Here is an 11,827-nt window from a genome sequence, read left to right on the forward strand (position 1 = left end):
AAAGTCCTTGACACGATATTCAACCGATGAGTACTATACCTATTGGTTGAATACAGGAGACGAGATGACCGATGCACTGAGCCGCACGTTCGCGGCGCTCGCCGACCCGACGCGTCGCGCCATGCTCGCACGACTGAGCGAGAGCGAGGCGACGGTGGGGGAGCTCGCCGAGCCGTTCGACATGACATTCGCCGCCGTGTCGAAGCACCTGCGCGTCCTCGAGGGGGCAGGGCTCGTCACGCGGGGCCGCAACGCCCAGTACCGGCCCGCCCGGCTGGACGCGCGACCGCTGGCCGCAGCATCCGTCTGGATCGGCGGTTACGCGCAGTTCTGGGAAGACAGTCTCGGCGCCCTCGATCAGTACCTCAACGCCCTGCAGCAGCTCGGGGCGCCGCGCACGACACCGACCGGCGGCCCCGCCGCACCCATCGAGAAGGAGAACGACAATGACTGAGTACTTCACCATCACCCGCACCCTGCAGGCGCCTCGGGAGCTGGTCTTCGAGACCCTGACCAAGCCCGAGCACTTCGCCGTGTGGTTCGGCACCGCGGCCGTCGACGTGCCGCAGGACAGCCTGACGATGGACGTGCGTCCTGGCGGCGCCTTCCGCGCCGTGATGCTGCTGCCCGACGGCAACCGGATCGACTGGGCGGGGGAGTACAAGACCGTCGAGCCGCCGTCGCACCTCGCGATGACGCTGACCGACCAGCCCGGCGACGACGCGGGGCTGCCCGTGCTCTTCGACCTCGAGGAGTCCGGCGACGCAACCGTGCTCACCATCCGCCAGGACCGCAGCGACTTCACCGACGAGCAGGTCGCCGCGACGATCGCCGGCTACAACTCGTTCATCGACGACATCGAGCGCGTGCTGGAGCGTCTGCAGACCGCCTGACGGCGATTCACAGGGCGCCCGGGCGACGCAGCGCACTCATCGCGAGCACGCTGCCCGCCCGGGCGCTCTCGCGCGGGCCGGCACCCTCCAGCGCCGCCACGATGAATCCCGCGGCGAAGGCGTCGCCCGCACCGGTCGAGTCGAGAACATCGTCCACCCGCTCCACGGGCACCTCCGTCGCCTTCCCGTCGACCGTGACGAGCACGGGCGCCGCGCCGCGCTTGACCACGTAGACGGCGTCCGGCTCGACGCCGAGCTCGGTCGCCGTGCGCGCCTCGTCCTCGTTGGCGAAGACGACGTCGGGCTTCAGTTCCCCGAGCACGCGCCGCAGTCCTTCGCCGCCGAGCGCGCGCATCGTCGCGACGCTCGATAGATCGACGCTGACCCGCGCACCCTGCGCAGCGGCCCGGGCGGCAGCATCCGTCACCGCACGCGCGGAGCGCACCGCCGCGAAGCCGTACAGCGGCGCGTGCACCCAGTCGGCGTCGGCCGTCCACGCGGGGTCGATGTCGTCGAGCTCGGCCGCCGCGCCGCGGTCGGTGATCATGGTGCGCTCGCCCACGGCGTCGACGAGCACCACGATCGAGCCGGTGCGGCCGTGCCGCTGCACCTTGGCGTCGACGCCGGCAGCCTCGAGCTCTCCGACGAGGGCGCGGGCGAGCGTGTCGTCGCCGACGCGGCCGATGAAGCGGGACGGATGCTGCACCGCAGCCGCCGCGGCGACGTTCGCGGCGCTGCCGCCCCGCGTGAGGCGGACCTCGGCGGGGTTGTCGGTCCCGCGCTCCAGCGTCGCGCCGCCGAGGACGATCAGGTCGGCGACGAGGTCACCGATCACGACCAGCATCAGGCGGTGCCCGCGAGCGCCCGCGCGATGCGTGCGCCGAGGTCGACGTTGCCGCGATACACCGCGACGTTCACGTCGAGGCTGCGCCCGCCCGTCTCGCGCTGGAAGAAGTCGAGCAGGAACGGCGTCGTGTCATGCCCCGAGATCCGCTCGGCATCCGCCGCGGCGAGCGCCCGCGCGAGCACGTCGTCATGCAGCGCCGGGTCGAGCTGCCGATCCGCGGCGACGGGATTGGCGACCAGCAGGGTCGACGAGATGCCCAGGGCGTCGCGGGTGCGCGCGATCGCGGCGATCTCGGCGGGGGAGTCCACCGAGTACTCCACGTCGTGGCCGGAATCGCCCACGTAGAAGCCGGGGTAGTCCGTCGTGCGATAGCCCACCACGGTGAGGTTCAGCGTCTCGAGGCGTTCGAGGGTCAGCGCGATGTCGAGGATCGACTTGACTCCCGCGCTCACCACCACGAGCGGCAGCCCGGCGAGGGTCGGCAGATCGGCAGACTCGTCGAAGGTCTGCGCGGCGCCGCGGTGCACACCGCCGAGTCCACCGGTCGCGAAGACCCGCACGCCCGCCCTCGCGGCGAGATGTGCTGTGGCCGCGACGGTCGTGCCCGCGCTCAGTCCCTTGACCGCGGCGACGGGCACATCGCGCACGCTCGCCTTGACGACGCCGTCGTCGGACGAGAGGCGCTCGATCTCGTCAGGGGTGAGTCCCACGGTCGGGCGGCCGTCGACGAGGCCGATCGTCGCCGGCACGACGCCCAGCGCGCGCACGCGGGCCTCGGCTTCGAGAGCGACCGCCAGATTGCGCGGTCGCGGCAGTCCGTGCGTGAAGATCGTGGACTCGAGGGCGAGCACGGGATCGCCCGTCGCGACGGCGTCGCGCACCTCCGGAGCGATGACGAGGGGATCGGACACGGGCATCCTTTCGGTCCGGGCAGCTCTTCCGGCCCGGACTAGGGACACAGTATCGAGCGGATGCCGCGACCGCCCGACGCTCGGGCTCAGCCGCGCCGGCGCCGCGGCGTCCGGGGCGGGTCCATCCCCAGGCGGATGCGCGTGCGCTTGCGTTCGATGACGATGAACGCGCTCCCGAGCGCCCACAGGGGCACCTGCATGAGGAACGCCAGCCGGAAGGCGTCGAGATCGTAGGTCGCAGGCGTGCCGGCGCCCTGCAGGTCGAGCGCGAGGCCGATGAGGAGGATCGCGACGAGCGCCGCGAGGAATCCGCCGGCGTTCGTCACCCCCGTCGCCGTGCTGAGACGATGCGAGGGGTTGTGGGTGCGCGCGTGGTCGAACGCGATCATCGACGCCGGTCCGCCGGTGGCGAGGGCGACCGCGAGTGCGATCAGCAGCCACAGCGGCGCGGGACCGGGGTACGCGATGACGGCGAGCCAGGCGACCGCCTGCACGGCGACGGTCGGAAGCACCAGGGCTCGTGACCGCAGGTGCGGGATGCGTCGCGACAGCTCGCCGATGATCGGGCCGAGCGCCATGCCGACGACGACGTACAGCGACATGATGGACGCGGCTCCGGCCGTGCTGAGGCCCTCTCCCGCAGTCAGGAACGGCATGCCCCACAGCAGCACGAATGCGGTTCCGGCGAACGGCGTCGTGAAATGCGACCAGAACGCCAGGCGTGTCCCCGGATGCGCCCACGCCGCACGGATGCCGACACCGGTGTCGACCGAGGACGTCACGACGCGGATCGCTCCGGTGTCGGTGTCGACCGACACGTCGTCGTCGCGGTCGGGCGGGTGGTTGCGGATGAGGACGAACACGAGGATCGCGAACAGCACGCCGAGCCCGGCGATGCTTCCGAACGTGATCGTCCAGGTGGTGGCGTGCAGCAGTGCGGCGAGCGGGATCAGCGCCACGAGCTGCCCCGCCTGCCCCACGATGCCGGTGAGCTGCACCATGATCGGGCCGCGCTGCGCCGGGAACCAGGTCGCGATGAGGCGCAGCACTCCAGGGAAGATCGCGGCGTCTCCCGCCCCCAGCAGCATGCGCGCGACGATCGCGACACCCACGCTGGGGGAGAGGGCCATGGTGAGCTGGCCCACCGCCATCAGCAGCATCCCGACCGTCATGATCGGCCGTGCACCGTAACGGTCGAGCAGCACCCCGATCGGGATCTGCATCCCGCCGTAGACCGCGAGCTGCACCACCGCGAAGAGCGACAGGGTGGCGGCGTCGGCGTCGAAGCGTGCCGCGGCGTCGACGCCCACGGCGCTCAAGGAGGAGCGGTTCGTGATCGCGAGGACATATCCGGCGACGCCCACCGTCCAGATCACCCACGCATATGCTCCCGGCCCCGTCGCGCGAGGACGGGACAGACTGTGCACCCTTCCACAGTAGTCACCGCAACGGATGCCTCTGCCAGCGCCCGCCCGCTCACCGGGCCGCAGGCCGGAATGACGTGGATCCACGCCTTGCGGCAGCATCCGTCACCTGTCAACCCCCTCCCGCAGACGACCGGGGATGCGGGAGCGTACGTACGGGACCACTCGTCCCGAGACAGGGGAGGCTGATCGCCGCGCCCCGGAAAGGACACCTCGCATGAGTATCGGAGCAGGCATCGCCCTCTTCGCCATCGGAGCGATCCTCGCGTTCGCGGTGAACGTGGAGGTCGAGTGGGTGAATCTCGACATGATCGGCTACATCCTCATGGGTGCCGGAGCCGTCATCTTCCTGGTCGGCATCGTCCTGCTGGCGCGCCGGCGTCGGTCGGAGTCCGTCACGCGGACCGCCGTCGACCCGAACGTCAACGAGCAGGTCACGCGCCGGAGCACGAGCTCGACGGACGACGCCGCCGGACTGTGAACGACCCTGCGACCGCGGGTGCTGAGGCTCCCGCGGTCGCGGCCGTGCGCGGTCAGTCGCCGGCGAGCACCGACTCGATCGACGTGCGGAACGAGTCGACACCGCGCATCTCGATCGGCGCGCCGAGCGCGGCGATGTGATCACGCCGGAGCGACTCCCAGCGCTCGCGCGACATCACGAAGCGGTTGTGCAGCACCGCGACGCCCTCACGGGCGACGAAGAACGCTCCGTCGGACTCGTAGCCCACACGCCGCGACACCGCATTGGACGGACCGTTGTCGACGAAAGCGCCGGAAGTGGCCTCCCGGGCACCCAGACCCTCGAACGCGAGGTGCAGCGCGAGCATCCGCATGCGGGTGCCGATCCCGCGCCCCTGGTGGGCACGCCCCAGCCAGGAGCCGGTGTTCACTCGGCGCAGTACGGACCAGTCGTTCGCCGTCAGGCCCTGGACACCGGCCGGCACGCCGTCACGGAGAACCGCGAACTCGAGGACGAACGCGTCCGGGGAGACGCGATTGCGGATGCCCCACTGGAACGTGAGAACGCTCCGCGCGACCTCCTCCGCCGTGCCGCGGGACCACGGGTGTTCGAACGGCATCGTGTCGGGATCATGGATGCCTCGACCCGCCAGTTCCGCCAGATGCACCAGCACTTCGTCGTCGATCCAGCGCAGTTCGAGGTCGCCCGCCCTCACCGACACGGCGCAAGCGGGCCAGAGCGAGCGCGTCGGTGTGCGGCATCCCGGAAGTCTGCCAGACGGACGCGATCGCAGGGTAGAGTGACCGCATGCCCACTTTTAATGGGCGGTTGCCCATTTGGAGGGTCGATGCCTACCGGACGCGCACTCGACGATGCCCGCGGACTCCTGCTGGAGGCGGGCCGCCGTATCCTCGCCGAGAAGGGTGCGAGCGCACTGACGAGCCGGTCGGTGACGGAGGCGTCCGGCGTAGCGAAAGGCGTGCTGCATCGCCACTTCGAGGACTTCGATGCCTACATCGCGGCGCTCGTCGTGGGTGAGATCGTCCGCATCCGCGAGATCGAGCCGCGCGTGGCGGAGTCCGCACCGGCGGCGGTCGCGGATGTGATCGAGCAGGTGTTCACCTCGACGATGCTCGCGCTCGTGAGCCTGGCGATCGGCCGTGACGGCGTGCGACGCAGGGTGAGCGACGGTTCTCGCGGCATTCCGCTGCTCGGCGACGCGACGACGGCGGTCGCCGACGTCTTGGCCGCCGGGCGTGAAGTGGGGTGGATCCGGAGGGACGCGGACGTCCCGGTTCTGGCATTGGCGCTCACCGGAAGCGCCTACCTGCTGTCTGCCGGTGGATCCGGCGCCCTTCCGGATGACGATGCGGTGGAGGAGTTCGTCCAGTCGATCCTCGCGGCGTCCCTCTGACCGGGCGAGCGGCAGGCCCTATTCGCGTTCGACCGGCAGCCACAGCTCGCAGGTCGCGGTGCGGAAGTCGGAGGAGCGGTCGAGCACCGACACGATCGACGGTCCCGGCCGCAGCCGCCAGGGGTTCGACGGGAACCAGTCGCTCGCCGTCGCCGCCCAGGTCGCCTGGAGTGCGGTGGGGTAGGGCCCTTCCGTGCGGAACACCGCCCACGTGCCGGCCGGGACCTCGATGACGTCGAGATCGCCGGGCACTGACGCGTCCTCGCTGACCGCGACGCCGTGCAGATAGGTCAGCTCGCTGCCCTCTGTGTAGTCGGGGTCGACGTCGGCGCTCACTTGCAGAAGTCCCGCCGGCTCGATGCTGCTCAGCTGCTTCAGCCGTTCGTGCTCGCCGGCGGGCAGAGCGGCGATGTGCGCCTGGATGTGCGGGTTGACGCCCTCGTGGATGAGGGGCACTCGCGCGGCGTGGCCGGCGAGCCGGAATGCCGGTCGGTCGGCGATGCGGGTGTCCATGGGTGAGTTCCCTTCTACGGTCAGGCGGAACCTGAGCTGCGTTTGTGAGCGAAGGGGACCGCCATCGCGGCGCACGTCAGCGGGGCTGACGCCGTGCACCGTCCGGAACGCACGACTGAACGCCTCCGTCGAGCCGTAGCCGTGACGAACGGCGATCTCGAGCAGCTCACCGTCTCCGAGCAGGTCGGCGGCGGCGACCGTCATCCGGCGACGTCGCACGTACTCGGACAACGGCATGCCCGCGAGCGACGAGAACATCCGACGCACGTGGTACTCGGTGGTGCCCAGGCTTCCCGCGACAGAGGTGAGGTCGACGTCGTCCGACAGGTCGAGCTCGACGAGCTCGATGACCCGGTTGAGAATCGCGATCACGGTTCCTCCTTCGACATCGAGTCTCGTGGGCCGCGAACGCGTGCACCCGACTATCGCGGTTCGATTCGATCGCGCCGTACCGGATGTCAGAAGGGCGGGTCCTCCGGCGGTTCCGCAATCTGGTCGAGAAGCGCACGGACCCGCTCGCGCAGACCCGCGAACGGGTTCGTGGTGCGATGCCCGCTCGGAAACTCGACCTCGATACTCCCGTCCTCTCGCCTCTGATGTCGGAGCAGCGTGGTGTCTTTGACGGCGTGATCAGGGTCGCACAGGGGATCGAGGTTCGCGATGTCGGTCTGGCCGCGTCCAGGGCCGTGATACGCGCAGTGGTGATCGATGTCGCCATCGATCGCGAGGCGGTCGCAGCCGTCGCGTGCGCAGGTGCCGTGCACCAATGCCAGCCACTCCCGTTGGGCACGAGTGGCTTTGCGGGCTCTGCGGTCCATGTCCAAGATCACGCCGGTGACCGGGTCTGTGACGACCCGCGTGAAGGCCCCGGCCTCGAGCAGCAACTGCCGGGCACTGGCATCGTCGATCGGCCCGACCCCGGGGATCAGGCAGTCGCTGTTCAGATCCAGGCCCGCCATCGGCGTGCGCGCACGGACGTCCCGTACGCTCGCACGCGCCTCAGGAGCGAGCCGGTCGAGCGGAACGGTCACCAGCACCTTCGCCTTCACTCTGGTGACGTCGCGGCCGCGCAACAGGTCGGCGAACAGATCGGCGCGGATCTGGCCTGTCGTGCGACCGTCGCGCTGGTCCGCGGACATCTGCTTCGCCGTGAGCGAGAGTTCGCGATCGAACGCGTGTGCACGATCTGTCGTGACCATCGCGTACACCCACGACATGCCGTCGGCTACGTCCTCGACGTACACCGTGCGACGAGCGAAGGCGGCTGCGTGCCGCTGGGTCCGCGTGGACCCGGTCATCCGGTCGGCGACCAGGCGAGCCTGTCGGCGAGTGGCCGCGACAGTGGCAGCCCGTGCGATATCGCACATCAGCTCATCGAAGCCGCCGATCACATCGGGGACACCTTCGAAGAGTGGAAGCTGGGCAAGCACAGCCTTCACGTGTGCGATCGAAATGAGCCCATCGCGCGCCGCCTGCCACACGTGGGGGAGCTCGGCGCGCGCCCGCTGTGCCACGGCCGCAGACGACCGCACTTCGCCCTCGGTCAGCCGCAGCCGCGAAGACGCCTCCAGAACCGCACACCGCTCTGCGAGCACGGCATCCCCACCGAGAGGTGGTACTTCTCCGGCGAGGCGCGGGTCGAAGTCCACGTTCACATACAGCTCCGGGTGGGCGCGCGCAAAGTCGAGCACGTCAGCGAGATACTCGCACTGCCGCGCCGCGCGGCGATTCATTTCGAACTGCGCCGACTCGGCATCCCAGAACAGCTCTCTGAGAACGAACTCGCCACCGACGCGTTCGAGCGTCGGCGAGGTGGGTTCCATAGGTCGAGTCTAGTACATTTATCCTATTATCAATAGACCTGTGCCGCCGATATACACGAACATAAAGTCCAGATTTGATCTCACACTCCAATCCCCAGGTGAGCCGGGTCTCATCGCACAGTCCCGCGCACTCAAGTCGAATTCCGGCCTCACCCGTCGCTGGGTAGCTCGCCCGCGCAGGAACGCGACGAGGATCGGGTCGAGGATGCCGGGGGAGTCCATCGGAAAGAGGTGGCTGCCGGGATGATGGCGAATTCGCGTTCGGGAACACGCGCGAGGCGGCGAGCATGTGCCCGGCGGCGACGAGGTCTTGCTCACCCTGCACGAGGAAGAGGGGGGAAAGTATTCCGGGCCGTCAGGCGCGAGCAGGACATGGCCTCGGGCGACGCTTTGAGCTGGTTCGATCTGTGCTCGCGAGACCGACAGTTCGATGACGACGTCGGCGCGCCGATTGCCGCCGCACTGTTCGGTGCCGTCGATGCGTACCCAGTCAGTGAGCGCGAGGATCCGCGGCTGCCGCGATCGAAGAGGCGAGTCGTCGCATGGACCTAGTCTCGGGGCGGTCGGGCCTCGCACGAGGAGATCGTTATGAGCCTGCGACCCGCGTGCCCGCATCGTTCGCCGAGTTCAGTGAGACGCTTTGGCGTCCGTGGGACATGTACTTTGTGTGGGCGGCGCGAAGGGAGCGGGCATGGATATCAGCGATGAGCTCGCAGCGGCAGACCCCGCGACGCCGAGCGATCCCAGGGTTCGGGAACTCGTCCGCGGCATGTCTGTGGAAGCCGAACGGGAGATCCGCAGCAACCGGAGGCCGTTCTGGCGGCGTCGTCGGGTCATCATTCCGACGCTTGTTGTCGGTGCGCTGACGCTGGCTGGTGCCGCGGTGGTGGTTCCTCTCAGCCTGTGGGTGAACGGCATGCAGGTGGATGTCGTGAACATCCCGATCAACTACACGACCGACACCGGCGTCCAGGTGAGTTGTCGATACGGGTTCTTCTTCGGCGACCCAGCAACCCGAACCGAAGCTGACGAGGAACTCACCGAGTTTGTCGAGAACCACGACTGGGACGGCATTGGTCAGCGCATCTACGACGAAGCAATGGCCAATCCGTTTGCCCCCGGGCCCAACGACGACTGGGAGGTGGACAACCAGGAACTCCGCGACTCTCACACGTTCATACTCGCAACGAGCCGGGTGATCTGGGCAGAGATCCCACCTGAACTACAACAGCAGAGCGGTTCGGCTGGCTCGACGTCGGACTGCAGGGGACAGCTGCGGTGATGAGCCGACGTCCCACGCCACCAGAACTGCGCGACTGGATCGAGATCGTCGTCGACGACAACGGCGAAGACCTGCTGCACTACCTGCAGCGCCGCACCCTCACCCCCGAAGACGCCGCCGATCTTCTAGGCAAGATCTTGCTCACGCTGTGGGAGCACGCCGCCAAGGTACCCACGGTCGAGGAGGATGCGCGGATGTGGTGCTTCGGCGTCGCCCGCAATGTGCTGCGCAACTATCGTCGACGTGGGATCGCTCAGCTCGCTCTCGCAGACACGCTGAGCGATGAGCTGCTGGAGCGCACTCCGGTCGACACGCCAGACGTCATCATCGAGACGCAGCTGAGGGCCCAAGAGGTCCGCGACGCTCTATATGCGCTCGACGGGCGTTCTCGTGAACTGTTGATTCTGGTCCACTGGGATGGGTTCAGCATCGCGCAGGCAGCCCGCGTCATGGGTCTCAACCCATCGAGCGCTCGCACCCGCTATTCCCGCGCGAAGCAGCGGCTCACGGCTAAGCTCGCGCACCTTGGACCACCGGAAACGGGAGCTACGCATGTTCCACAGGCGACCAGGGGATTGTGAGAACCGTTCTCGCTAGTTGCTGAGGTGTCGGATCAGGTCAAGCGATGGTTGTTCATCCCGTGGGCGGCCATTCGCCGCGCCACAGAAGGGGAGGCCGAGGGGAGAGGCCAATTCGCCTCAGACGCGAGGATGTCGTGTACGAGTTGACATAATGTGCATTATCGGCGCAAGGTGAACCAGCCGACCGGACACGGCTGTAGTTCTGCTGCGACGCCGGGTCAGACCACCCAGTCGCCGTCCCGCATGAGCACCCGGCCGGAAAGCTCGTTCGACTCGCGCCATGCCTGGATGCGGGTCGGCCGCAGCACGAGGAACACGTAGCCGCGAAGCCCGCGCGGGTCCCAGTCGGCCTGCGCCGCGTAGGCCTCGCCGAGCGATGCGTCATCGTCCACGCCCGCCGAGCGCTCGAGCACGACGTCGAGCATCGCCACGTCACGCGTCGGGCCGACCGCGAGTCGCGCGACCCCGGACGCGCCGATGTTGCGCGCCGTCACCGAGTCGCCCTCGAGCGCGATCACGGCGCGGTCGTCGATCCAGGCGAGCGACAGCGGCACGAGGTGCGGCGCCGCCTCGGGCGAGGCCGTCGCCACCCAGACGTCGGCCGCCGGTGAGGTCAGCGCCGCGAGCAGATCGGCCTTGCGGGTCGCGCGGTCACGGGGTTCAGGCATCCGGTGCTCCTTTGGTTCGGCGCGTGCCAGTCTGTCACCCAGCGGCACGCGATTCGCTCCCCGGACAACGACTTCCTAGGCTCGAAGCATGCTGGAGTCGCTCACCGGGTTCGTCGTGGTGGGCGTCGCGATCCTCGTGGGGTGGATCCTCGGACGCATCGACCTGCTCGGCGAGCACGCGCGGCCGGTGCTCGCACGGCTCACGTTCTTCGTGCTGTCGCCGTTCCTGCTGTTCGTGGTGCTCGCGCAAGCCGACGTGCGCACGCTGTTCTCGGCCCTGCTGCCGGTCTCGGCCATCGCCGCGGTGGCGGTGATCCTGGTCTACGCGCTGGTCGCCCGCCTCATCTGGCGGCGCTCCGCCGGCGAGACCGTGATCGGCGCCCTCAGCGCGGGGCAGGTCAACTCGAACAACATCGGCATCCCGCTGTCGCTGTATCTGCTCGGCAGCGCGGCGTATCCCGCGCCGGTGATCCTCTTGCAGCTGCTGGTGTTCACCCCCATCACGATGGCGATCCTGGATGCTGTCACCACCGCCCGCGCATCGCTCTGGCGCGCCGTGGGCCGCGTCGCGACGAACCCGATCGTCGTCGGCTCGGTGCTGGGCACGCTCGTCTCGGTGCTCGGCATCGAGCTGCCGCCGATCGTGATGGAGCCGGCGATGCTCATCGCGAACGCCTGCGTGCCGATCCTCCTGATCGCCTACGGCATCTCGCTGCATGGGCAGCGGGTGCTGGGGGCGTCGGGTCGGCGGCGCGACATCGTGCTCGCCACCGCGCTGAAGCTCGTCGCGATGCCGGTGATCGCGTGGGCGGTCGCCGAGTTCGTCTTCGGCCTCTCGGCGCACGACGTGCTCATCGTCACGGTGCTCGCGGCCCTCCCCACGGCGCAGAACGTCTTCAACTACTCGCAGCGCTACGACGTCGGCGAGACGATCTCGCGCGACACCGTGTTCCTCACGACCCTCGGCTGCGTTCCCGTGCTGATCCTCGTGACCCTGCTCCTGGGCTGACC

14 protein-coding genes are annotated in these 11,827 nt (G+C 68.9%); 7 read left to right on the plus strand and 7 right to left on the minus strand.

What is annotated here, in order from left to right:
• The first annotated feature begins 64 nt into the window (after positions 1 to 64).
• Both ACFQ7C_RS13180 and ACFQ7C_RS13185 read left to right on the plus strand, forming a co-directional pair.
• Complete coding sequence (locus tag ACFQ7C_RS13180; RefSeq protein ID WP_378901669.1) at positions 65 to 454, plus strand: ArsR/SmtB family transcription factor; 390 nt, start codon at positions 65 to 67, stop codon at positions 452 to 454.
• Positions 447 to 893, plus strand: a complete 447-nt coding sequence (locus ACFQ7C_RS13185) for an SRPBCC domain-containing protein (protein WP_378901672.1) — start codon at positions 447 to 449, stop codon at positions 891 to 893. Before ACFQ7C_RS13180 ends, ACFQ7C_RS13185 begins: the two co-directional genes overlap by 8 nt.
• Before the next feature lie 7 nt (positions 894 to 900).
• Here the strand turns inward: ACFQ7C_RS13185 and ACFQ7C_RS13190 are convergent, their stop codons facing one another.
• The 3 genes from ACFQ7C_RS13190 to ACFQ7C_RS13200 all read right to left on the minus strand — a co-directional run bounded on the left by ACFQ7C_RS13190 (position 901) and on the right by ACFQ7C_RS13200 (position 4,027).
• The gene (locus tag ACFQ7C_RS13190) at positions 901 to 1,737 is read right to left on the minus strand and encodes a carbohydrate kinase family protein (RefSeq protein WP_378901675.1); all 837 of its coding nucleotides are present in this window, start codon (positions 1,735 to 1,737) and stop codon (positions 901 to 903) included.
• Complete coding sequence (locus ACFQ7C_RS13195) at positions 1,737 to 2,657, minus strand: pseudouridine-5'-phosphate glycosidase (protein ID WP_378901678.1); 921 nt, start codon at positions 2,655 to 2,657, stop codon at positions 1,737 to 1,739. Before ACFQ7C_RS13195 ends, ACFQ7C_RS13190 begins: the two co-directional genes overlap by 1 nt.
• An 80-nt stretch (positions 2,658 to 2,737) precedes the next feature.
• Positions 2,738 to 4,027: a nitrate/nitrite transporter gene (locus ACFQ7C_RS13200; RefSeq protein WP_378901681.1), complete on the minus strand. Its 1,290-nt coding sequence runs from the start codon at positions 4,025 to 4,027 to the stop codon at positions 2,738 to 2,740.
• A 265-nt stretch (positions 4,028 to 4,292) separates the two neighbouring features.
• On the opposite strand from ACFQ7C_RS13200, the gene ACFQ7C_RS13205 reads away from it, so the two are divergent.
• Positions 4,293 to 4,556 (plus strand): DUF6458 family protein, encoded by a 264-nt coding sequence (locus ACFQ7C_RS13205; RefSeq protein WP_378901684.1) that lies wholly within the window; start codon positions 4,293 to 4,295, stop codon positions 4,554 to 4,556.
• Between the two features lie 52 nt (positions 4,557 to 4,608).
• On the opposite strand, the gene ACFQ7C_RS13210 is transcribed toward ACFQ7C_RS13205, so the two are convergent.
• The gene (locus ACFQ7C_RS13210) at positions 4,609 to 5,256 is read right to left on the minus strand and encodes a GNAT family N-acetyltransferase (RefSeq protein WP_378901686.1); all 648 of its coding nucleotides are present in this window, start codon (positions 5,254 to 5,256) and stop codon (positions 4,609 to 4,611) included.
• Positions 5,257 to 5,382: 126 nt separating this feature from the next.
• On the opposite strand from ACFQ7C_RS13210, the gene ACFQ7C_RS13215 reads away from it, so the two are divergent.
• Complete coding sequence (locus ACFQ7C_RS13215) at positions 5,383 to 5,949, plus strand: TetR/AcrR family transcriptional regulator (RefSeq protein ID WP_378901690.1); 567 nt, start codon at positions 5,383 to 5,385, stop codon at positions 5,947 to 5,949.
• Between the two features lie 18 nt (positions 5,950 to 5,967).
• Here the strand turns inward: ACFQ7C_RS13215 and ACFQ7C_RS13220 are convergent, their stop codons facing one another.
• Positions 5,968 to 6,834 carry a GyrI-like domain-containing protein gene (locus ACFQ7C_RS13220; protein ID WP_378901693.1) on the minus strand — a complete coding sequence of 289 codons (867 nt, stop codon included), beginning with the start codon at positions 6,832 to 6,834 and terminating at the stop codon, positions 5,968 to 5,970.
• Between the two features lie 86 nt (positions 6,835 to 6,920).
• Complete coding sequence (locus ACFQ7C_RS13225) at positions 6,921 to 8,285, minus strand: DUF222 domain-containing protein (RefSeq protein ID WP_378901696.1); 1,365 nt, start codon at positions 8,283 to 8,285, stop codon at positions 6,921 to 6,923.
• Positions 8,286 to 8,976: 691 nt separating this feature from the next.
• On the opposite strand from ACFQ7C_RS13225, the gene ACFQ7C_RS13230 reads away from it, so the two are divergent.
• A complete protein-coding gene (locus tag ACFQ7C_RS13230; protein WP_378901699.1) occupies positions 8,977 to 9,567 on the plus strand; it encodes a hypothetical protein in 591 nt (196 codons plus the stop codon).
• Positions 9,567 to 10,148: an RNA polymerase sigma factor gene (locus tag ACFQ7C_RS13235; protein WP_378901702.1), complete on the plus strand. Its 582-nt coding sequence runs from the start codon at positions 9,567 to 9,569 to the stop codon at positions 10,146 to 10,148. Before ACFQ7C_RS13230 ends, ACFQ7C_RS13235 begins: the two co-directional genes overlap by 1 nt.
• Positions 10,149 to 10,366: 218 nt before the next feature.
• On the opposite strand, the gene ACFQ7C_RS13240 is transcribed toward ACFQ7C_RS13235, so the two are convergent.
• Positions 10,367 to 10,816 carry a pyridoxamine 5'-phosphate oxidase family protein gene (locus ACFQ7C_RS13240; protein WP_378901705.1) on the minus strand — a complete coding sequence of 150 codons (450 nt, stop codon included), beginning with the start codon at positions 10,814 to 10,816 and terminating at the stop codon, positions 10,367 to 10,369.
• An 88-nt stretch (positions 10,817 to 10,904) separates the two neighbouring features.
• Between ACFQ7C_RS13240 and ACFQ7C_RS13245 the strand changes: the two genes are divergently transcribed.
• Positions 10,905 to 11,825 (plus strand): AEC family transporter, encoded by a 921-nt coding sequence (locus ACFQ7C_RS13245; RefSeq protein WP_378901708.1) that lies wholly within the window; start codon positions 10,905 to 10,907, stop codon positions 11,823 to 11,825.
• Positions 11,826 to 11,827: the final 2 nt, after the last annotated feature.

This window comes from Microbacterium sp. NPDC056569, assembly GCF_042793475.1.
GTDB lineage: Bacteria > Actinomycetota > Actinomycetes > Actinomycetales > Microbacteriaceae > Microbacterium.

Coding starts and splice junctions, on each gene's coding strand:
- ACFQ7C_RS13185 (WP_378901672.1), top strand. CDS start 447: ATGACTGAGTACTTCACCATCACCCGCACCCTGCAGGCGCCTCGGGAG.
- ACFQ7C_RS13195 (WP_378901678.1), bottom strand. CDS start 2,657: ATGCCCGTGTCCGATCCCCTCGTCATCGCTCCGGAGGTGCGCGACGCC.
- ACFQ7C_RS13240 (WP_378901705.1), bottom strand. CDS start 10,816: ATGCCTGAACCCCGTGACCGCGCGACCCGCAAGGCCGATCTGCTCGCG.
- ACFQ7C_RS13245 (WP_378901708.1), top strand. CDS start 10,905: ATGCTGGAGTCGCTCACCGGGTTCGTCGTGGTGGGCGTCGCGATCCTC.
- ACFQ7C_RS13180 (WP_378901669.1), top strand. CDS start 65: ATGACCGATGCACTGAGCCGCACGTTCGCGGCGCTCGCCGACCCGACG.
- ACFQ7C_RS13190 (WP_378901675.1), bottom strand. CDS start 1,737: ATGCTGGTCGTGATCGGTGACCTCGTCGCCGACCTGATCGTCCTCGGC.
- ACFQ7C_RS13230 (WP_378901699.1), top strand. CDS start 8,977: ATGGATATCAGCGATGAGCTCGCAGCGGCAGACCCCGCGACGCCGAGC.
- ACFQ7C_RS13215 (WP_378901690.1), top strand. CDS start 5,383: ATGCCTACCGGACGCGCACTCGACGATGCCCGCGGACTCCTGCTGGAG.
- ACFQ7C_RS13225 (WP_378901696.1), bottom strand. CDS start 8,285: ATGGAACCCACCTCGCCGACGCTCGAACGCGTCGGTGGCGAGTTCGTT.
- ACFQ7C_RS13235 (WP_378901702.1), top strand. CDS start 9,567: ATGAGCCGACGTCCCACGCCACCAGAACTGCGCGACTGGATCGAGATC.
- ACFQ7C_RS13205 (WP_378901684.1), top strand. CDS start 4,293: ATGAGTATCGGAGCAGGCATCGCCCTCTTCGCCATCGGAGCGATCCTC.